Raw genomic sequence first — 20,189 nt, 5'->3', positions numbered from 1 at the left:
TTAATACGAGTTAAGTAGATAGAGACGCGGACTTGCTTCGACACTAAAGGGGACAGATTTATTTTTTGAAAACAGCACCATTCTGAAAATAAATCTGCCCCCTTCTTCTCGCCCCTTTCTCTCCTTCTGGCCAATGCCGCGAAACCGTCTGAACTTCGCCTCGCCCGCCGCGCCGTTGACGCCGACCTTGCCGCCGTAATACTCGGAGAACATCTGACTGACGTCTTTGATCTGGCCACTGCCATCGTCAATCACCAGCATGCCGGTGGTGCGATCCGCCCAGCCGCTGCGCTTGAGCGTGCCACTGTGGTCGGTATCGAACAGCACACCGTCGCGGATGTCGGTCATGTGCACGCCATTGCCGGTCAGGTCCAGCAACAGTGGGTCAACGTAGGTGTTGAATGTCGACATTGCCGACAAACCATTCAGAGTGACCGCGCTGCGCAGGCTGAAATCCGGCTTGGTCGCGCTCGGGGTCGGGTAGAACTGCGAAAGGTAGGTGTTGGGGCGCGCGTTGGGGTCCAGTTGCATTTCACCCGGACGAATACCGCCCGAGGCCAGGCTGGCCATTTGGGTGGAGGTGAAATCGGTTTTGTTGAGAATCCCGTCGAGGGCGAAGATCTTGTTCGTCGCGCCGTTGACGATGTAACCGTTGGCCGCATCTCGTGTTCGCTGATTCTCAAGTTGGATTTGGTGGCTCGCCTGAGGATCGGGGTTGATTTCGATGTTCAGCAGGCTTGCTGGCGGGGTCCACGCCGGTCCACCTTGATCAATCAGTGGTTGCCCGTCACGATCCGGATGAATAATCGACATCCCGGTTTTTATTGAAATGACATTGGGCTCATTGTTCCACAACTCGCCTTCAGTCTTGATATTTTGACCACCGGGGCGGAAGGACTTGTATAAGTTATAGAGACCTCCTCCACCAATAATTTCCGTTTCGGTCAGCCCCAATACGGTTGAAATCAATCCGAAGTTGAAAGACGCAGCATTTGTGAAACTGGGAACGAAGCCGTCACCTGTCGTGTGCGAAGCACCGTTATAAGAGCGTTGAAGATCACCCACGCCACTCTGCCTGAAGGTCTCATAAACAACGCTATAGAGGCTGTTCCGAAAACTGAGAGAGGACGCGTCATAGTCCTCCCTGACTTTCTTGAAGTGTTCGATCGAAGCTTTCATATCATAATCCGCCGGCACCATGAACGGCTGATCGGTCTGGGGATCCATAACATAATTGCCAAGCCCGTCACTCAGCCATTTCGCCGCAACGAGTGTTCCATCTTTGGTTTGTACAGTAAAACTGTCCTTGCCAAATTGCCCCTGCATCAACGTCAGTTTAGCCACTTGCTTCCCTTACTTTAAAAACCCTCTTGATCGTTCAAGAGGAAACTTGAAAATTCCCTTTCTAGCGATAAGCAGAAAACCTGATCTGTATCTTTCCGGAAGCGTCCGAGGCACGCAGCTTGACGTCTCGGCTTACGATCCGGGTTGCGCCGATTGCAAAATCGATTTGAAGATCATTGTCTGAATTCCACTTCACGGCCGGTGAAGCTTCGTGGTCAAAAAAAACATCACACTCAGCTGAATAAACCTGGTATTCGGAGTGAGCAATTACTTCATCGATAGTCTGCAGACTGTTAAAAACAAAAACCGTGTCCGAGCAAAACGGCGCTATTGCGCCCCCGCCTGCACGCGTGACGTGAACAGCGCTGTACTTTCCGTTTGGAGACAAATAAGCCAGCTTCGTCACATCATCATCGGAATCAGAACTAAGCGATAAGAGGGTAATGGCGCCATATTTCAGAATCGTCAGAGCACCCACCACCAGCAGTATCAATTTCAACCCACGAACAATGCTCAAATGACCCACCTTGAATTTCATAACGTTTCCGATTTCATGGACGTTGAAGGATTTATCGTTTCAATCCTGACTGTTTCCCACCTGAATCCGTCAACACTCAACGCTCACGCAAACTCTCATCCATATGTTGTTGCAGCGGGCTCAAGAAGTACTCGATCATCCGTCGTTGATCGGTCTTCACTTCCGCCGTCACCGACATGCCCGGCGACAGCGCCACGCGTTGGCCGTTGATCATCAAGTGGTCGGTTTTCAGGCGGATGCGGCTGCTGTAGACCGGACCGCGTTTTTCATCGTCGATGGCGTCGCTGGAGACGCTGAGGACTTCACCGGCAACCGTGCCGTATTTGGTGAAGGTGAAGGTTTCGACCTTGACTGTGACCGGTTGGCCGGCGCGGACGAAGCCGACGTCCTTGTTTTCCAGCATGGCTTCCACTTCCACCGGTTGGTCGGCGGGCACGATGACCATCAAGGGTTGGGCCGCAGTGACGACACCGCCGACGGTGTGAATCGCCAGTTGCTGAACGGTGCCGTCCACCGGTGCAGTGAGGCTGGTGAGGGTTTCCTGGTAGCGGGCCTTGGTCAGTTCCTCGACCAGACCCGCGGCTTTTTGGTTGGCCTGCTGTTGCAGGTCGAGCATGGCGCGGCGATTTTGCGCGACCACACCTTCGCGTCGACGTCGCGCTTCGCCTTGCGCGGCGGTGGATTGCAAGACGCTGGCTTGCTGCACACTCAATTGGCGTTGCAGGTCGAGGCGCGCCTGTTCTTTTTCCAGGTACTCGTGGCGGGCGACGTATTGTTGCGCGAGCAGGCGCTGGTAGTCCTCGGCCAGTTGCGTGGCAATCGGCACGGTTTGCCGAAGGCTGGCCACCTGGGCCTGGGCAGACTGGATTTCGGCATTGCGCTGCTGGATTTCCGCGTCCACCAATTCCAGGCTGTTGCGGTATTCCTGATACTGCCCTTGCAGCCAGCGCTGGGCACTGAGCACCTGTTGCGGATCGGCGTCGGTGATTGCGCCGATCAGCGATGCCGGGGGTTTGTGCTGATTGATCGCATCGAGCATCGCTGCACTGCGGGCGCCGTCGATGCGGGCGGCAAGCAAGTCACTCTGAATCCGTCTGACGTCGGCGTCAGCAGCCGTCGGGTCGAGTTCGACCAGCAACTCACCGACTTTCACCGCCTGACCGTCGCTGACATGAATAGCCCTGACCACCGCCGTTTCGCTGGATTGAATCAGTTTGGTCTTGCCACTCGGCACGATCTTCCCGGAGGCGACCGCCACCACTTCGATCTTGCCTGCGTACGCCCACAACAGCGCCAGCACTGCGAAGCCCATGATGCTCCAGACAAAGATTCTTGGCGCCGGGTGCACGGGGGTTTCCTGCAACTCCAGCGCGGCGGGCAGGAACTGTGCTTCATGGCGCAGGCGCGGCACGCTGTCCATCTGTTTGCGCTGACGCCAGGATTCGCGCCAGGCGTGACGGTAACGCTGCATTAATGAGGGCGTTGCGCTCATGGGAAATCGATCCTTGAATCCGGAATACAGTGACTGCCACCGCATCCGAAATGGGGGCGGCGGACTACGAATACATGAAGGGCTGATCAGCCCTGTTGCATGCGATGCAGGCGCGAATAGTGGCCGGCCTGATGGGTGAGCAATTCGGCATGGCTGCCCTGCTCGACGATCTGTCCGCGATCGACTACGAGGATGCGATTGGCCTCGCGTACCGCCGACAATCGATGCGCGATGATGATCACCGTGCGCCCCGCGCAGATGCTTTGCATGTTTTGCTGGATGATCCGCTCGGACTCGTAGTCCAGCGCACTGGTGGCCTCGTCGAAAATCAGGATTCGCGGATTGCCGATCAAGGCACGGGCGATGGCCACCCGTTGCCGTTGGCCGCCGGAAAGCGAGGTGCCGTGCTCGCCGACCATGGTGTCGTAGCCTTCGGGCAGTTCCAGAATGAACTCATGTGCGCCGGCCATGGTGGCCGCGTGCATCACCGCTTCGAGTGGCGCGCCCGGATCGCTCAGGGCAATGTTCTCGCGGATGCTGCGGTTGAACAGCATGTTGTCCTGCAAGACCACGCCGATCTGTCGACGCAGGGAGGAGACGTCCGCCAGGGCCAGGTCCATGCCATCGACCAGCACCCGGCCGCGTTCTGGCACGTACAAACGTTGCAGCAATCGCGTCAGAGTACTCTTGCCGGAGCCGGAGCGCCCGACCACGCCGATCACTTCGCCTGCAGCAATTTGCAGGCTGACGCCACGCAGAACTTCCGAACCGTCGGCGCGATAGCGGAAGTGCACCTGGTCGAATTCGATCTGGCCCTTGAGCGGCGGCAACGCACTGCGTGTGGCCTGGGATAATTCGGTTCGGGTATTGAGAATGTCGCCCAGACGCTGCACCGAAACACCGGTCTGCTGGAAGCTCGTCCACAGTTGCGCAAGACGCATGATCGGCCCGCTGACGCGACCGGCGAGCATGTTAAAGGCGATCAGCTCGCCCACCGACAATTGCCCGTCGATCACCAAGCGAGCGCCCAGCCACAAGGTCGCGACCGTGACCAGTTTACCGATCAGCGACACGCTTTCATTGGCGATGGTGGACAGGGTCTGGGTCTTGAAACCAGCGGCGACGTATGCGGCCATCTGGTTGTCCCACTTGCGGATGGCCTGCGGCTCGACAGCCATGGATTTCACCGTGTCGATGCCGTTGACGGTCTCCACCAGAAACGCCTGATTCTCGGCGCCACGCGTGAAGCTGTCCTCCAACCTGGCCCGCAGCAACGGCGTGATGAACAGCGACACCAGAACGTACAACGGCAACGACAGCAACACGATCAGGGTCAGCCAGCCGCTGTAATAGAACATCACCAGCACGAACACCACGGAGAACAGCACGTCCAGCAACAAAGTGATCGCGTTACCGGTGAGGAAGCTGCGGATGTTCTCCAGCTCGCGCACCCGGGCCACCGAATCACCGACCCTGCGCGCCTGGAAATAGGCCAGCGGCAGGTTGATCAGGTGGCGGAACAAGCGCGAGCCCAACTCCACATCGATGCGACTCGCGGTGTGGGCAAACACGTAGCTGCGCAAACCGCTCAGGGCCGACTCGAACAGCATGATGCCCAGCAGCCCGGCGGCGATTACGTCGAGGGTAGTCAGGCCGTGATGCACCAGCACCTTGTCCATCACTACCTGGAAAAACAGCGGCGTGACCAGCGCAAACAGCTGCAAGGCAAAGGACACCAGCAGCACTTCGCCGAGCAGCTTGCGGTATTTAACGATGGCGGGAATGAACCAGGTGAAATCGAAGCGCGAAGTTTCGCCGGCCAGCGTCGACTCCGAACGCACCAGCAGCAGTTCACCGCTCCAGCGTGCGGCCAGTTCCTGGAGCGTAATCACTTCCGGTCGCGCGGCACGCGGGTCCTGAATCAGTGCCTGACCTTGATCAAGCTTGGCGATGATGAAAAACGTGCCGTCGTTTGCGACGGCAATCGCTGGTAAAGGCGTGCGGTCCAGACGGGCGACGGTGGTGTTCACCGACTTGGCCTTCAGGCCCAGCTTGCGGGCTGCGAGCAGCAGCTCACGTTGCGTGAAAGGCTGATTGGCCGGAGTGAACTCATGTGCCAATTGCTCGGCGGATGCTGCCACCGAATGAAAACGGGCAAGCATTACCAGACACACGAGACCGGTGTCTGGCGTGGACGACTCAGCGCCCCTTCCTTGATCACTCATAAGCTTCCATGAATGCCGCTTAGCGACAATAAATTCATAAATCTTTCAATAGGTTATATCAGCCTTGAAACAACTGGCATCAAAACGACATCACTTCTCTAAGGTTGATCTCACTCTGGTGTATGACGCGCCCGTTAGAGCGACTTGCGCTCCTCTGGCGGCAGGAAATCGCGATCCGCGTCATAGTCCTTGTTCAGGTACATCGCCAGATCGTTCAGGTCGGCGGGACTCAAGGTCCCGGCCGCCTGCTTCAGCTTGAGCGTATCGATGATGTAGTCGTAACGAGCGTTGTTGTACTCACGCACCGCGCCATACAACTGGCGCTCGGCATTGAGTACGTCGGCGGTATTGCGCGAGCCCAGATTCCGGCCTGCCTGATTGGCCTTGACCGACGCCAGGCTCGAACGAATGGTTTGCCGGCGGGCAGTCACCTGCTCGATATCGGAATTAACCGCACGATAGAAATTGCGCGTGTTCTGCACCACTTCGCGGCGGCGGTCCTCGCGCTCATCCTCACTTTGCGCCAGACGCTCGGTGGCTTCGCGCACCTGCGAGCGGGTCATGCCGCCGCTGTATAACGGGATGTTCAACTCCACCCCGATGCTGCCTTGGGCGACATTGTCGCGGTAGCCATCGCGGCCGAAATCGGTGGGATTGCTGTAGCCGAAACTGTCGTTGTCACCCTTGCGCCAGGACGCCACCGCATCGATGGTCGGCGCATAACCCGCCTTGCGCTGGCGGTTGGTCTGCTCGGCGGCAATCACTGCGTAACTGCTGGCCTGCAACGCCAGGTTTTGCTGCACTGCACGGCTGACCCAGGCGTTGGCGTCGTTGGGGGCCGGAAGCTCCACCGGGAGTTGATGCTCGATACCGTCGATCGACGAATAGTCCTGACTCGTCAGGCGGGACAGCCCTTCGTATGCATCATCGACCTTGCGCTCGGCAAGCTTGCGGTTGGCGTTGGCGTTGTCGTACGCAGCTTGGGCGTCAAGCACGTCGGTGATGCTTGACGCACCATTTTCAAGACGCGCCTGCGCTTGCTGCTGTTGCCGCTTGAGCGCGGCTTCCTCGGCTTTGGAAGCTGCGAGCAAATCCAGCGCACGCAAGGTTTCAAAATAGGCTTGGGCTGCGGTCAGAACCAGCCCCTGTTCCTTGGCGCCCAGTTCAAGTTCGGCCTGCGAGCCGCTGGCCTGCGCCGCTTCGAGTTGAAACCAGCGGTCGACACGAAACAGTGGTTGATTGAGGTTGGCCTGAAACACCGAAGTACTGCGGGTGCGAGTCAGGCCCGGCTCGTCACGTTGCAGGCGCACCGATTCCACTGTACTTCCAGCGCTGAGGGTGGGCAGCAACCCGGCGCGAGCTTGCGGCACGCTTTCGCGGCGAGCCAGATAATCATGACGGGCGGCGGACAGTTGAGAGTCGTGTTCAACCGCTTGCCGATACACCCCAAGTAGGTCAGCACGTTCGGCACTGGCAGCGGCCAAGGGTACGAATGTCGTGAAAGAGAGGGTCAGCAGCGAGACAAAAAAACGGGAGGGCGCAGTCATAACTATCCGTGTCAAATTGCAATAATCGATTCAGCAGGCTGATCGAGGACGCGCATGCTACGCCTTCACCCACATCGCAACAAGACAACTTTATAGCCATTTGCCATCATTTGTACAAAGCCACGGGAACTGCATTTCCCTTGTGGAAACGGGCTTGCTCACGAATGCCCCAGGTCATTCAACAATGATGTTGACTGCGACGGCCCCCTCGCGAGCAAGCTCGCGCCCACAGGTTTTGCGCTTTAACCGAAGGCTCATGGCATAATCCAAGACCATTTTTTTCCAGCACCTGTAAAGGGGGCAATTCCTTGACCGTTTCAAGTAAAACGTTGCACCTTTTCGGCATCAAAGCCTGCGACACCATGAAAAAGGCGCGCACCTGGCTCGATGAACACGCTGTCAGCTACGACTTTCACGATTACAAAAGCGCCGGCATCGACCGTGAACACCTGACCCAATGGTGTGACGAACACGGCTGGCAAACGGTGTTGAACCGCGCAGGCACGACCTTTCGCAAACTCGACGACGAACGCAAAGCCGATCTCGACCAATCGAAAGCCATCGAACTGATGCTCGCTCAACCCTCGATGATCAAGCGCCCGGTGCTCGATCTCGGTGACCGAACCCTGATTGGCTTCAAGCCAGATATCTACGCGGCCGCTCTGAAGTAAGCAGCCCGTCACTCTTTGTAGAGGTGTATTTACATGTCCAATTCCCTGTTCAGCATCGCCTTTGGTGTCGGCACTCAGAACCGTCAAGGCGCGTGGCTGGAAGTGTTCTACGCACAGCCATTGCTCAATCCTTCGGCCGAACTGGTCGCCGCGGTTGCGCCGATCCTCGGTTACACCGAAGGCAACCAGGCCGTCGCTTTCACCACCGCCCAGGCCGCACAACTGGCTGAAGCCGTGAAAGCCATCGACGCCGTGCAAGGCAAACTGTTGACTCGTCTGGCGGAAAGCCACAAGCCGCTGGTCGCCACTTTGCTGGCCGAAGACGCACAGCTGACCTCGACGCCTGAGGCCTACCTCAAGCTGCACCTGTTGTCGCACCGTCTGGTCAAGCCACACGGCGTGAGCCTGGCCGGGATCTTCCCGCTGCTGCCGAATGTTGCGTGGACCAGCCAGGGTGCAATCGACCTGAGCGAACTGGCTGAGCTGCAACTGGAAGCCCGTCTGCGCGGCGATCTGCTGGAAGTGTTCTCGGTGGACAAGTTCCCGAAAATGACCGACTACGTGGTACCGGTTGGCGTACGTATCGCTGACGCGGCACGTCTGCGTCTGGGCGCCTACGTCGGTGAAGGCACCACCGTCATGCACGAAGGTTTCATCAACTTCAACGCCGGCACCGAAGGCCCGGGCATGATCGAAGGCCGCGTTTCCGCTGGCGTGTTCGTCGGCAAGGGTTCGGACCTGGGCGGCGGTTGCTCGACCATGGGCACCCTGTCGGGTGGCGGCAACATCGTGATCAAGGTCGGCGAAGGCTGCCTGATCGGCGCCAACGCCGGTATCGGTTTCCCGTTGGGCGACCGCAACACCGTTGAGTCGGGCCTGTACGTGACGGCTGGCACCAAGGTTGCGCTGCTGGACGAAAACAACAACCTGGTTAAAGTCGTGAAAGCGCGTGAGCTGGCCGGTCAGAATGACCTGCTGTTCCGTCGCAATTCGGAAACCGGCGCTGTGGAATGCAAAACCCACAAATCGGCGATCGAACTGAACGAAGCGCTGCACGCTCACAACTAAGCAGCACATTGATAACCTGTGGGAGCGAGCCTGCTCGCGAAGCTTTTAGCGTCCTCAAGGACGCCTTCGCGAGCAGGCTCGCTCCCACAGGGTCAGGCGTATACCACATGATGATTCCCTCCCCGTGGCGTGCCGATTTCCCGGCTATCGCCGCGCTGCAACGGCAAGACCAGACCTATCTGGACAACGCCGCCACCACGCAAAAACCCCAAGCCCTGCTCGACGCACTGACGCATTACTACGCCAACGGCGCAGCCAATGTGCACCGTGCGCAACACCTGCCCGGCTCTCACGCGACGCAGGCGTTCGAGGACAGTCGGCTGAAGGTCGCGCAATGGCTGAACGTCGGTGACAGCGGGCAGATCATCTTTACCCACGGCGCCACCAGTGCGCTGAATCTCCTGGCTTATGGCCTGGAACATCTTTTCCACCCGGGCGATGAAATTGTCATCAGCGCTCTGGAGCATCACGCCAACCTGCTGCCGTGGCAGCAACTGGCGCAACGTCGCAATCTGAAGCTGGTGATCCTGCCGCTGGATGCCGACGGCCTGATCGACCTTGCTGCCGCTGTGCACCTGATCGGCCCGCGCACGCGCTTGCTGGCGGTCAGTCAGCTGTCCAACGTGCTCGGTGCGTGGCAGCCATTGCCGGCGTTGCTGGGCATGGCCAAGGCGCAAAACGCATTGACCGTGGTCGATGGCGCGCAAGGCGTGGTGCATGGTCGGCATGACGTGCAGGCGCTGGGTTGCGACTTTTATGTGTTTTCCAGCCACAAGCTGTATGGCCCGGATGGCCTCGGTGTGTTATTCGGGCGCAACACGGCGCTTGAGCAATTGAAGCCTTGGCAGTTTGGCGGCGAAATGGTGCTGGAAGCCAACTATCACGACTCGCGCTTCCGCCCTGCTCCGCTGGGTTTTGAAGCGGGTACGCCGCCGATTGCCAGTGTGATCGGCCTCGGCGCGACGCTCGATTATCTGGCGGGGCTGGATCAGGACGCGGTGTCGGCCCATGAAGCGGCGCTGCATGACTATTTGCTGCGCGGCCTCGCAGCGCGTAACGGCATTCGATTGCTCGGCAAGCCGCAATTGGCGTTGGCGAGTTTTGTCGTCGAAGGTGTGCATAACGCCGATCTGGCGCACTTGCTGACTGAGCAAGGTATTGCCGTGCGCGCCGGGCACCATTGCGCCATGCCGTTACTGAAAAGCTTTGAACTGGCCGGGGCAATTCGGGTGTCGCTGGCGCTGTACAACGACTCCGAAGATCTGGAGCGCTTTTTTGAAGCACTGGATCAGGCGCTGGAGTTGTTGCGATGAGTTTGCCCGTTGAAGCGGCTGAAGCGCTGCAAATTTTTCAGAACGCAGCCGGCTGGGAACAGCGGGCGCGGTTGCTGATGCAGTTTGGTGATCGTCTGCCTGCGCTCAGTGATGCGGACAAGTGCGAGGCTAACCGGGTGCATGGCTGTGAGAGCCAGGTGTGGCTGGTGGGATCGTTGCGCGACGGTCATTGGCAGTTCACGGCGAGCAGCGATGCGCGGATGATTCGCGGGTTGGTGGCGTTGTTGCTGTTGCGGGTCAACGGGTTGTCGGCGTCTGATTTAAAGCAAATCGACTTGCCTGATTGGTTTAATCAGCTCGGCCTGTCCCGCCAGCTATCGCCATCGCGCAGCAATGGCCTGAATGCCGTGCTCCAGCGGATGAATGAGTTGGCTCGCTGACTGATCGTTCCCACGCTCTGCGTGGGAATGCCTCAACGGACGCTCCGCGTTCGGCTCTGGATGGGACGCGGAGCGTCCCGGGCTGCATTACCACGCGGAGCGTGGGAACGATCAAAGCCCCAGCATCAAACCTGAGGTTTGACCCTATCTGAAGGGCGCCGCACACCCGCGACAATCTTGTCCACAGCCTTGGTCGCCGCGACCATCCCAAACGTCGCCGTGACCATCATCACCGCACCAAACCCACCCGCGCAGTCGAGCTTCACACCGTCACCGACAAAACTCTTCTGCAAGCAAATGCTGCCATCCGGCTTCGGATAACGCAGTTGTTCCGTGGAAAACACACACGGCACGCTGTAATGCCGGGTCACGGTGCGCGAAAAACCGTAATCGCGACGCAACGTCGAGCGCACTTTCGAGGCCAACGGATCGTTGAACGTGCGGTTTAGATCGCACACCTGAATCAGCGTCGGATCAATCTGCCCACCCGCGCCGCCGGTGGTGATGATCTGGATCTTGCGGCGCTTGCACCAGGCGATCAGTGCAGCCTTGGCGTTGACCGCGTCGATGCAGTCGATCACGCAGTCGATGTTCGGCGTGATGTATTCGGCCATGGTCTCGCGGGTGACGAAATCCGCCACCGCGTGCACCGTGCAATCCGGGTTGATCCCGCGCAGACGCTCGGCCATCACCTCGACCTTGGGTTTGCCGACGGTGCTGTCCAGTGCGTGCAACTGGCGGTTGGCGTTGCTGACGCAGACATCATCGAGGTCGAACAGCGAAATCTCGCCGACGCCACAACGGGCCATGGCTTCCGCCGCCCAGGAACCGACGCCACCGACGCCGACAATCGCCACATGGGCCGCGCGCAGGCGTTCCAGGCCTTCAATGCCATACAAACGGGCGATGCCTGCAAACCGCGGATCTTCTGTACTCATGACCATTACCCCAAAAACCGGCGCGCATTATAGGGCTACGCGGCGACAAGTTCTAAACATCAGCTACAAGTGTAAGAACTTAAGTCAAAGTCGGCTGCCCAATGTCGGGCATTTCCCTGTCTGATGTACGACTTGCGAACTGCCGGTGTAGGATGCGCGCCCCTCGGGCGTCTAGCCGACCGATCCTTCGTTCCACAGCCTTTGGAACCCGAAATAGCTATGTCATCGCGTAAATTTGGACTCAACCTGGTGGTGGTTCTGGCAATCGCCGCCCTGTTCACCGGTTTCTGGGCGCTGATCAATCGCCCGGTTTCCGCGCCGAACTGGCCGGAGCAGATCTCCGGTTTCTCCTATTCGCCGTTCCAGCAGGGACAATATCCGCAAAAGGATCAGTACCCGACTGACGACGAGATGCGCCGCGACCTGGAGATCATGAGCAAGCTGACGGATAACATCCGCATCTACTCGGTCGACGGCTCGCTGCAAGACATCCCGAAACTGGCTGAAGAATTCGGCCTGCGCGTGACGCTGGGGATCTGGATCAGCCCCGATCAGGAGCGCAACGAACGGGAAATCACCCGCGCCATCGAACTCGCCAACACTTCGCGCAGCGTGGTTCGCGTGGTGGTCGGTAACGAAGCGATCTTCCGCAAGGAAATCACCGCCCAAGAGCTGAGCGTGCTGCTCGATCGCGTGCGCGCAGCGGTGAAAGTACCGGTGACCACCTCCGAGCAATGGCACGTCTGGGAAGAACACCCGGAACTGGCCAAGCACGTTGACCTGATTGCTGCGCACGTTCTGCCGTACTGGGAATTCATTCCGGTCGACAAGGCTGGCCAGTTCGTTTTTGATCGCGCTCGCGATCTGAAAAAAATGTTCCCGAAAAAACCGCTGCTGCTTTCCGAGGTCGGCTGGCCGAGCAACGGCCGCATGCGTGGCGGTGCCGATGCGTCGCCGGCGGATCAAGCGATCTATTTGCGTAACCTGGTCAACAAGCTCAACCGCCAAGGCTTCAACTACTTCGTGATCGAAGCGTTTGATCAGCCGTGGAAAGCCAGCGATGAAGGTTCGGTGGGCGCGTACTGGGGCGTGTTCAACGCCGCGCGGCAGCAGAAATTCAACTTCGAAGGCCCGGTGGTCGCGATCCCGCAATGGCGCGTACTGGCGATCGGTTCGGTGGTGCTGGCGCTATTGTCGCTCACCCTGCTGATGATCGACGGCTCGGCGCTGCGTCAGCGTGGACGGATCTTCCTGACCTTTATCGCCTTCCTCTGCGGTTCGGTGCTGGTGTGGATCGGTTACGACTACAGCCTGCAATACAGCACGTGGTTCAGTTTGACGGTCGGCATTCTCTTGGCGCTGGGTGCGCTCGGCGTGTTCATCGTCTTGCTGACCGAGGCGCATGAACTGGCCGAAGCGGTGTGGATTCACAAGCGTCGGCGCGAGTTCCTGCCGGTGGAGGGCGACTCCAGCTATCGCCCGAAAGTGTCGATCCACGTGCCGTGCTACAACGAGCCGCCGGAGATGGTCAAACAGACCCTCGATGCCTTGGCCGCGCTCGATTATCCGGACTACGAAGTCCTGATCATCGACAACAACACCAAAGATCCGGCGGTCTGGGAACCGGTGCGCGACTACTGCGAAACCCTCGGCCCGCGCTTCAAGTTCTTCCACGTTTCGCCCCTGGCCGGGTTCAAGGGTGGCGCGCTGAACTACCTGATTCCGCACACCGCCAAGGACGCCGAAGTGATCGCGGTGATCGACTCCGATTACTGCGTACACCCGAACTGGCTCAAGCACATGGTGCCGCACTTCGCCGACCCGAAAATCGCTGTGGTGCAATCGCCGCAGGACTATCGCGATCAGAACGAAAGCACCTTCAAGAAGCTTTGCTACGCGGAATACAAAGGCTTTTTCCACATCGGCATGGTTACCCGTAACGACCGTGACGCGATCATTCAGCACGGCACCATGACCATGACCCGTCGTTCGGTGCTGGAAGAGTTGGGCTGGGCTGACTGGTGCATCTGTGAAGACGCCGAACTCGGTCTGCGCGTGTTCGAAAAAGGCCTGTCGGCGGCGTATTACCACGACAGCTACGGCAAGGGTCTGATGCCGGACACCTTCATCGACTTCAAGAAGCAGCGTTTCCGCTGGGCCTACGGTGCGATCCAGATCATCAAGCGTCACACCGGCAGCCTGCTGCGCGGCAAGGACACCGAGCTGACGCGCGGCCAGCGTTACCACTTCCTCGCGGGATGGTTGCCGTGGGTCGCGGACGGCATGAACATTTTCTTCACCGTCGGCGCGCTGTTGTGGTCGGCGGCGATGATCATCGTGCCGCAGCGGGTTGATCCGCCGTTGCTGATCTTCGCAATCCCGCCACTGGCGCTGTTCGTGTTCAAGGTCGGCAAGATCATCTTCCTCTACCGTCGCGCCGTCGGCGTGAACCTGAAAGATGCCTTCTGCGCGGCGCTGGCCGGGCTGGCGTTGTCGCACACCATCGCCAAAGCGGTGCTGTACGGCTTCTTCACCAGCAGCATTCCGTTCTTCCGCACGCCGAAAAACGCCGACAACCATGGTTTCTGGGTGGCGATTTCCGAAGCGCGCGAAGAAGTGTTCATCATGCTGCTGTTGTGGGGCGCGGCGCTGGGGATCTATCTGGTCAACGGCATGCCGAGCAACGACATGCGCTTCTGGGTGGTGATGTTGCTGGTGCAGTCGCTGCCGTATCTGGCGGCGCTGATCATGGCGTTCCTGTCGTCGCTGCCCAAACCTGCCGCTGCGCCTGAGCCGGCGCCGGTCGTCTAAATCCTCATCGATGCACTAAACGGCGGCCAATGGTCGCCGTTTTGCTTTAAGATATCCGCCATTTTGCGGGGCTTGGCGTGATACGCGGTGTAACCGACCGAACCCAATCCCTGTGGGAGCGAGCTTGCTCGCGAAGGCTTTGTAACATTCAACCCTTATGTTGCCTGATACGCCGCATTCGCGAGCAGGCTCGCTCCCACATTGGCCCTCGCTCAAATTCATGATCCCGGAGTTTTCCATGACGGCCCACGCCGACCTTTCGCCGACCCTCCAACTCGCCATCGACCTGATCCGCCGTCCGTCCGTGACGCCGGTCGACGCCGATTGCCAGAAGCAGATGATGCAGCGCCTGGGCGATGCCGGTTTCAGCCTCGAGCCGATGCGCATCGAAGATGTGGATAACTTCTGGGCGACCCACGGCAACAACGACGGCCCGGTGCTGTGCTTCGCCGGCCACACCGACGTGGTGCCGACCGGTCCGGTGACCGCGTGGCAGATCGACCCGTTCAACGCCGTGATCGATGAGCACGGCATGCTTTGCGGACGTGGCGCAGCGGACATGAAAGGCAGTCTGGCGTCGATGACCGTCGCTGCCGAGCGCTTCGTCGCCGATTACCCGAACCACAAAGGCAAGGTCGCGTTCCTGATCACCAGCGACGAAGAAGGCCCGGCCCACCACGGCACCAAGGCTGTGGTCGAACGTTTGGCCGCGCGTAACGAGCGTCTGGACTGGTGCATTGTCGGCGAGCCGTCGAGCACCACATTGGTCGGCGACGTCGTGAAAAACGGCCGTCGCGGCTCGCTGGGCGCCAAGCTCACCGTCAAAGGTATTCAGGGTCACGTCGCCTATCCACACCTGGCGAAGAATCCGATCCATCTCGCCGCGCCGGCGCTGGCCGAACTGGCCGCCGAGCACTGGGACCACGGCAACGATTTCTTCCCGCCGACCAGTTTCCAGATTTCCAACGTCAACTCCGGCACCGGCGCGACCAACGTGATTCCGGGCGATCTGGTGGCGGTGTTCAACTTCCGTTTCTCCACCGAATCGACCGTCGAAGGCCTGCAGAAACGCGTGGCCGATATTCTCGACAAGCACGATCTGGACTGGCATATCGACTGGGCGCTCTCCGGTCTGCCATTCCTTACCGAACCGGGCGCTCTGCTCGACGCGGTGTCGGCAAGCATCAAGACCATCACCGGTCGCGAGACCAAGGCGTCGACCAGCGGTGGGACTTCCGATGGCCGCTTCATCGCGACCATGGGCACGCAAGTGGTTGAACTGGGGCCGGTCAACGCGACCATCCACCAGGTAAACGAACGTGTACTGGCAGCCGATCTCGACGTATTGACCGAGATCTACTATCAGACCCTGATCAAGTTGCTCGCCTGATGCTGGCTTGCCCCATTTGCGGTGAACCGCTGAACACAGTGGACAACGGTGTGGTCTGCCCGGCAGGCCATCGCTTCGATCGTGCGCGGCAGGGTTATCTGAACCTGTTGCCCGTGCAGCACAAAAACAGCCGCGACCCTGGCGATAACCAGGCCATGGTCGAAGCGCGCCGTGACTTCTTGAACGCCGGCCATTACGCGCCGGTGGCCAAGCGCCTGGCCGAGCTGGCGGCGAGTTATGCGCCGGATCGCTGGGTCGACATCGGCTGTGGCGAGGGTTATTACACTGCGCAGATCGCCGAGGCTTTGCCGAACGCGGATGGCTATGCGCTGGACATCTCCCGCGAGGCGGTCAAACGCGCCTGCAAACGTAATCCGGCGATTAGCTGGTTGATCGCCAGCATGGCCCGTGTGCCGTTGGCGTCGGGCAGTTGCCAGTTTCTCGCCAGTGTTTTCAGTCCTCTGGACTGGGAAGAAGCCAAGCGTCTGCTCAGTGTCGGCGGCGGTTTGATGAAAGTCGGCCCGACCAGCGGCCATCTGATGGAACTGCGCGAACGCCTGTACGACGAAGTTCGCGAATACACCGACGACAAGCATCTGGCCCTGGTACCGGAAGGCATGGCGCTGGCGCACAGTGAAACTCTGGAATTCAAGCTGACGCTGGACAAGCCCGAGGATCGCGCCAACCTTTTGGCGATGACGCCCCACGGCTGGCGCGCCAGTGCCGAGCGTCGTGCGGCGGTGATCGAACAGGCCGAGCCGTTCGAGACCACCGTGTCGATGCGCTACGATTATTTCGTTCTTCAATAACTTTTGGTCTCGGGCGAGTGCCCGGGGCCGGCTAAATCCGCGAATGGATTTTTCAGACCCGCAGTGAGGACATCCATGCGCCAACCGGACATCGAGATTTACCTGAAAGACGCCGACGTCGACCACAAGGCCATTTCAGCCTGGCTGGGCGCCGCGTTGGGCCCATGCAGTGACTGGGTACAGAAAGGCCAGACCTACAAATGCAAGGCCGGCAACGTGCCGGTGACCTGGCTGCCGAAAGCCGTGGGCAAATGGAACAGCCTGTACCTGGAAAGCGACCAGACCCCGTGGGACGACGACATCGCCTGCGCCCGCGCCGCATTTGCTGCGCTGAACGTCGAAGTGCGCTGCGCACCGGGGACGTGGGTCGAGGAAGAAGGTGAAGAGACGGCGGATCGCTGGATGCGCATCAGCGCCGATGGTGAAGAAGAAATCACCTGGAAAACCGCGTAACAACAGGCAACGCGGATACAAATGTGGGAGCGAGCCTGCTCGCGAATGCGGTGGATCAGTCACCATTCACATCGACTGACACTATGCATTCGCGAGCAGGCTCGCTCCCACAATGGTTTTCAGGGACTTACAGGCCTACCACATCCTCAGCCTGCAAACCCTTCTCGCCAGTAATCACCGCGTATTCAACCTGCTGGCCTTCGGTCAGCGACCGGTGCCCTTCGCCACGAATCGCGCGGTAATGTACGAACACGTCCACCCCGTCTTCGCGCTGGATAAAGCCGTAGCCTTTGGCGTCGTTGAACCACTTCACGTTGCCGGTTTCACGTGTTGCCATCTGTTCATACTCCTTTTTTATTATTGAACAGGCTTTTCGCAGGAAAGCCTTTGAGGAACGTCAGCCTGCGTCCGACGTCCATAAAAGGGCCCCGGCGACAGACCGCCGAGTATATGACAGGCGCGATAACTCTCAACAGGAGATTACTTCGCCGCTTTTTTGCCGATTTTCAGCTAATACGGCACACTATCGCCCTCCCGAGCAGCCGCTCGGTTTATTCACTCACGCAGAAGCCGTATGACCCGTTCCCCGTTCCGCCGTCTTGTGTTTGGCACCTTGCGCCGACTGTTGTACCTCTGGGTTCGCTCGGAGACGATCAACCAGTCGTCGTTCACCCTTAACCTCGACCGCAGTCGTCCGGTGTTCTACGTCCTGCAAAACCCATCGCTGACCGACCTGGCGGTGCTTGACACCGAATGCACCAAGGCCGGCCTGCCGCGTCCGGTGCTGCCGGTGTCGGTGGGTTCGTTGATCGAGCCGGCGGCGTTTTTCTATCTGACGCCGGATCCGGACTGGCTCGGTCGTCAGGACAAACGCGGTGCACCGCCGACCTTGACCCGCTTGGTCAGTGCGCTCACGCAGAACGCTGCCGAAGATGCGCAAATCATTCCGGTCAGCGTGTTTTGGGGCCAGTCGCCCGACAGCGAAAACAGTCCGTGGAAACTGCTGTTCGCCGACAGTTGGGCGGTTACCGGGCGCCTGCGTCGCCTGCTGAGCATCATTGTTCTCGGGCGTAAAACCCGCGTGCAGTTCTCCGCGCCGATTCATCTGCGCGAATTGATCGAGCACAACAAGGGCCACGAGCGCACCGTGCGCATGGCCCAGCGCATCCTGCGCGTGCACTTCCGCAATCTGAAAGCGGCGGTGATCGGCCCGGACATTTCCCACCGGCGTAATCTGGTCAAAGGCCTGCTCAACCAGCCGCTGGTCAAGCAAGCGATCCTCGACGAAGCCGAGCGCGAAAACATCTCCGCGGAAAAAGCCAAGGCTCAGGCCCTGCGCTATGGTAACGAGATCGCCTCGGACTACACCTACACGGCGATCCGCTTCCTCGAAGTGGTGCTGAGCTGGTTCTGGAACAAGATCTACGACGGCATCAAGGTCAACCACATCGAAGGCGTGCAGAAAGTCGCTCAGGGTCACGAAGTGATCTACGTGCCGTGCCACCGCAGCCACATCGACTACCTGCTGCTCTCGTATCTGCTGTTCCGCAACGGCCTGACCCCGCCGCACATTGCCGCCGGGATCAACCTGAACATGCCGGTGATCGGCAGCCTGCTGCGTCGCGGCGGTGCGTTCTTCATGCGTCGCACGTTCAAGGGCAATCCGCTGTACACCTCGGTGTTCAACGAATACCTGCACACCCTGTTCACCAAAGGTTTCCCGGTCGAGTACTTTGTCGAGGGCGGCCGCTCGCGCACCGGGCGTATGCTGCAACCGAAAACCGGCATGCTCGCGATTACGATGCGCAGTTTCCTGCGTTCGTCGCGCATGCCGATCGTGTTTGTGCCGGTGTACATCGGTTACGAGCGCGTACTGGAAGGTCGCACCTACCTTGGCGAGCTGCGCGGCGCGAGCAAGAAGAAAGAATCGATCTTCGACATCTTCAAAGTCATCGGTGCGCTCAAGCAGCGTTTCGGTCAGGTCGCCGTCAACTTCGGTGAGCCGATCAAACTGGCGGAATTCCTCGACGCCGAACAACCGGACTGGCGCCAGCAGGACCTCGGCCCGCAGTACAAACCGGCGTGGCTTAACGAAACCACCAACCGCCTCGGCGAGAAAGTCGCGCAGCACTTGAACGAAGCCGCCGCGATCAACCCGGTCAACCTGGTGGCGCTGGCACTGCTGTCGACCACGCGTCTGGCGCTGGATGATCGCGCCATGGCACGGGTGCTCGATCTGTATCTGGCACTGCTGCGCAAGGTTCCGTACTCGCCGCACACAACGCTGCCAGAAGGCGACGGCCGCGCGCTGATCGAGCATGTGAAGGACATGGATCTGCTCGCCGAGCAGAACGATGCGCTGGGCAAGATTCTCTATCTGGATGAGCAAAATGCCGTCCTGATGACCTACTACCGCAACAACGTGCTGCACATCTTTGCCCTGCCAGCGCTGCTGGCGAGCTTCTTCCAGAGCGCTTCGCGCATGAGCCGCGAACAGATCCTGCGCTACACCCGCGCGCTGTATCCGTACTTGCAGTCAGAGCTGTTCATTCGCTGGACGCTGGACGAACTGGACGGTGTGGTTGATCAGTGGCTCGAAGCGTTCGTCGAGCAAGGCCTGCTGCGTTTCGAGAAGGATGTGTACCTGCGCCCGGCGCCAAGTTCGCGGCATTTCGTGCTGCTGACGCTGCTGTCGAAGAGCATCGCGCAGACCCTGCAGCGTTTCTACATGACCGTGTCCTTACTGCTCAACAGCGGCCAGAACACCGTCAGCGCCGAAGAGCTGGAAGACCTCTGCACGGTCATGGCCCAGCGTCTGTCGATCCTCCATGGCTTGAATGCCCCGGAGTTCTTCGACAAGAGCCTGTTCCGTCACTTCATCCAGACGATGCTCGACCTCGACGTGCTGCGCCGCGACGAGGCCGGCAAACTGAGTTATCACGAACTGCTCGGCGAGCTCGCCGAAGGTGCGGCCAAACGCGTGTTGCCGGCGGAGATTCGCCTGTCGATACGTCAGGTCGCGCTGCATCGCATTGAGGATGCTGCCGATCAGGTCGTCGCACCACCCGAGACCTGATGCAAACCAGGTGGGAGTGAGCTTGCTCGCGAAGACGGAGTGCCAGTCGACCTCTCAGCGACTGAAACAACGCCTTCGCGAGCAGGTCGAATCGTCGCACCGTCGCTCCCACA

At 59.5% G+C, this 20,189-nt stretch carries 16 protein-coding genes; 9 read left to right on the top strand and 7 right to left on the bottom strand.

The window, feature by feature from the left end; translation table 11 throughout:
- The 5 genes from L8H52_RS02180 to L8H52_RS02160 form a co-directional block, all read right to left on the bottom strand.
- Complete coding sequence (locus tag L8H52_RS02180) at positions 1–1,344, bottom strand: hypothetical protein (RefSeq protein WP_242204929.1); 1,344 nt, start codon at positions 1,342–1,344, stop codon at positions 1–3.
- Positions 1,345–1,405: 61 nt separating this feature from the next.
- The gene (locus tag L8H52_RS02175) at positions 1,406–1,882 is read right to left on the bottom strand and encodes a hypothetical protein (protein ID WP_242204931.1); all 477 of its coding nucleotides are present in this window, start codon (positions 1,880–1,882) and stop codon (positions 1,406–1,408) included.
- A gap of 76 nt (positions 1,883–1,958) precedes the next feature.
- On the bottom strand, positions 1,959–3,374 hold the full coding sequence (locus L8H52_RS02170; RefSeq protein WP_242204933.1) for an HlyD family type I secretion periplasmic adaptor subunit: 1,416 nt from the start codon (positions 3,372–3,374) through the stop codon (positions 1,959–1,961).
- Between the two features lie 86 nt (positions 3,375–3,460).
- Positions 3,461–5,599: a type I secretion system permease/ATPase gene (locus tag L8H52_RS02165; RefSeq protein WP_242204935.1), complete on the bottom strand. Its 2,139-nt coding sequence runs from the start codon at positions 5,597–5,599 to the stop codon at positions 3,461–3,463.
- Positions 5,600–5,733: 134 nt separating this feature from the next.
- A complete protein-coding gene (locus L8H52_RS02160) occupies positions 5,734–7,146 on the bottom strand; it encodes a TolC family outer membrane protein (protein ID WP_242204937.1) in 1,413 nt (470 codons plus the stop codon).
- A 308-nt stretch (positions 7,147–7,454) separates the two neighbouring features.
- Between L8H52_RS02160 and L8H52_RS02155 the strand changes: the two genes are divergently transcribed.
- The 4 genes from L8H52_RS02155 (at position 7,455) to L8H52_RS02140 (ending at position 10,599) form a co-directional block, all read left to right on the top strand.
- Positions 7,455–7,817, top strand: coding sequence for an ArsC family reductase (locus L8H52_RS02155; protein WP_016985102.1), 363 nt, complete (start codon positions 7,455–7,457; stop codon positions 7,815–7,817).
- Positions 7,818–7,850: 33 nt separating this feature from the next.
- A complete protein-coding gene (gene dapD, locus L8H52_RS02150) occupies positions 7,851–8,885 on the top strand; it encodes a 2,3,4,5-tetrahydropyridine-2,6-dicarboxylate N-succinyltransferase (RefSeq protein ID WP_242204939.1) in 1,035 nt (344 codons plus the stop codon).
- Between the two features lie 107 nt (positions 8,886–8,992).
- Positions 8,993–10,198: a cysteine desulfurase gene (locus L8H52_RS02145; protein WP_242204941.1), complete on the top strand. Its 1,206-nt coding sequence runs from the start codon at positions 8,993–8,995 to the stop codon at positions 10,196–10,198.
- Positions 10,195–10,599, top strand: coding sequence for a SufE family protein (locus L8H52_RS02140; RefSeq protein WP_242204943.1), 405 nt, complete (start codon positions 10,195–10,197; stop codon positions 10,597–10,599). The genes L8H52_RS02145 and L8H52_RS02140 overlap by 4 nt, the downstream gene beginning before the upstream one ends.
- 125 nt (positions 10,600–10,724) lie before the next feature.
- Here L8H52_RS02140 and tcdA read toward each other — a convergent pair whose 3' ends face one another.
- A complete protein-coding gene (gene tcdA / locus L8H52_RS02135) occupies positions 10,725–11,537 on the bottom strand; it encodes a tRNA cyclic N6-threonylcarbamoyladenosine(37) synthase TcdA (protein WP_242204945.1) in 813 nt (270 codons plus the stop codon).
- A 219-nt stretch (positions 11,538–11,756) separates the two neighbouring features.
- On the opposite strand from tcdA, the gene L8H52_RS02130 reads away from it, so the two are divergent.
- The 4 genes from L8H52_RS02130 (at position 11,757) to L8H52_RS02115 (ending at position 17,000) form a co-directional block, all read left to right on the top strand.
- Positions 11,757–14,348 (top strand): glycosyltransferase, encoded by a 2,592-nt coding sequence (locus L8H52_RS02130; RefSeq protein ID WP_242204947.1) that lies wholly within the window; start codon positions 11,757–11,759, stop codon positions 14,346–14,348.
- Between the two features lie 238 nt (positions 14,349–14,586).
- Positions 14,587–15,738, top strand: a complete 1,152-nt coding sequence (gene dapE, locus L8H52_RS02125; protein WP_242204949.1) for a succinyl-diaminopimelate desuccinylase — start codon at positions 14,587–14,589, stop codon at positions 15,736–15,738.
- Positions 15,738–16,547, top strand: a complete 810-nt coding sequence (locus L8H52_RS02120) for a putative RNA methyltransferase (RefSeq protein ID WP_242204951.1) — start codon at positions 15,738–15,740, stop codon at positions 16,545–16,547. The genes dapE and L8H52_RS02120 overlap by 1 nt, the downstream gene beginning before the upstream one ends.
- Before the next feature lie 75 nt (positions 16,548–16,622).
- Complete coding sequence (locus tag L8H52_RS02115) at positions 16,623–17,000, top strand: hypothetical protein (RefSeq protein ID WP_007908869.1); 378 nt, start codon at positions 16,623–16,625, stop codon at positions 16,998–17,000.
- A gap of 127 nt (positions 17,001–17,127) precedes the next feature.
- Here L8H52_RS02115 and L8H52_RS02110 read toward each other — a convergent pair whose 3' ends face one another.
- The gene (locus L8H52_RS02110; protein ID WP_007908870.1) at positions 17,128–17,337 is read right to left on the bottom strand and encodes a cold-shock protein; all 210 of its coding nucleotides are present in this window, start codon (positions 17,335–17,337) and stop codon (positions 17,128–17,130) included.
- Positions 17,338–17,574: 237 nt separating this feature from the next.
- Between L8H52_RS02110 and plsB the strand changes: the two genes are divergently transcribed.
- Positions 17,575–20,076 carry a glycerol-3-phosphate 1-O-acyltransferase PlsB gene (gene plsB, locus L8H52_RS02105; RefSeq protein ID WP_242204953.1) on the top strand — a complete coding sequence of 834 codons (2,502 nt, stop codon included), beginning with the start codon at positions 17,575–17,577 and terminating at the stop codon, positions 20,074–20,076.
- Positions 20,077–20,189: the final 113 nt, after the last annotated feature.

Source organism: Pseudomonas sp. CROZ-RG-20F-R04-15, from assembly GCF_022662375.1.
Taxonomy (GTDB): domain Bacteria; phylum Pseudomonadota; class Gammaproteobacteria; order Pseudomonadales; family Pseudomonadaceae; genus Aquipseudomonas.
The sequence above is the reverse complement of the archived record's forward strand: the minus strand, read 5'-3'. Positions and strand labels throughout refer to the sequence as shown.

Excerpts from the sequence above, each read along its gene's own strand:
- L8H52_RS02175 (WP_242204931.1), bottom strand. The coding sequence starts at position 1,882 with ATGAAATTCAAGGTGGGTCATTTGAGCATTGTTCGTGGGTTGAAATTG.
- L8H52_RS02170 (WP_242204933.1), bottom strand. The coding sequence starts at position 3,374 with ATGAGCGCAACGCCCTCATTAATGCAGCGTTACCGTCACGCCTGGCGC.
- L8H52_RS02165 (WP_242204935.1), bottom strand. The coding sequence starts at position 5,599 with ATGAGTGATCAAGGAAGGGGCGCTGAGTCGTCCACGCCAGACACCGGT.
- L8H52_RS02160 (WP_242204937.1), bottom strand. The coding sequence starts at position 7,146 with ATGACTGCGCCCTCCCGTTTTTTTGTCTCGCTGCTGACCCTCTCTTTC.
- dapD (WP_242204939.1), top strand. The coding sequence starts at position 7,851 with ATGTCCAATTCCCTGTTCAGCATCGCCTTTGGTGTCGGCACTCAGAAC.
- L8H52_RS02145 (WP_242204941.1), top strand. The coding sequence starts at position 8,993 with ATGATGATTCCCTCCCCGTGGCGTGCCGATTTCCCGGCTATCGCCGCG.
- L8H52_RS02140 (WP_242204943.1), top strand. The coding sequence starts at position 10,195 with ATGAGTTTGCCCGTTGAAGCGGCTGAAGCGCTGCAAATTTTTCAGAAC.
- tcdA (WP_242204945.1), bottom strand. The coding sequence starts at position 11,537 with ATGAGTACAGAAGATCCGCGGTTTGCAGGCATCGCCCGTTTGTATGGC.
- L8H52_RS02130 (WP_242204947.1), top strand. The coding sequence starts at position 11,757 with ATGTCATCGCGTAAATTTGGACTCAACCTGGTGGTGGTTCTGGCAATC.
- dapE (WP_242204949.1), top strand. The coding sequence starts at position 14,587 with ATGACGGCCCACGCCGACCTTTCGCCGACCCTCCAACTCGCCATCGAC.
- L8H52_RS02120 (WP_242204951.1), top strand. The coding sequence starts at position 15,738 with ATGCTGGCTTGCCCCATTTGCGGTGAACCGCTGAACACAGTGGACAAC.
- L8H52_RS02115 (WP_007908869.1), top strand. The coding sequence starts at position 16,623 with ATGCGCCAACCGGACATCGAGATTTACCTGAAAGACGCCGACGTCGAC.
- L8H52_RS02110 (WP_007908870.1), bottom strand. The coding sequence starts at position 17,337 with ATGGCAACACGTGAAACCGGCAACGTGAAGTGGTTCAACGACGCCAAA.
- plsB (WP_242204953.1), top strand. The coding sequence starts at position 17,575 with ATGACCCGTTCCCCGTTCCGCCGTCTTGTGTTTGGCACCTTGCGCCGA.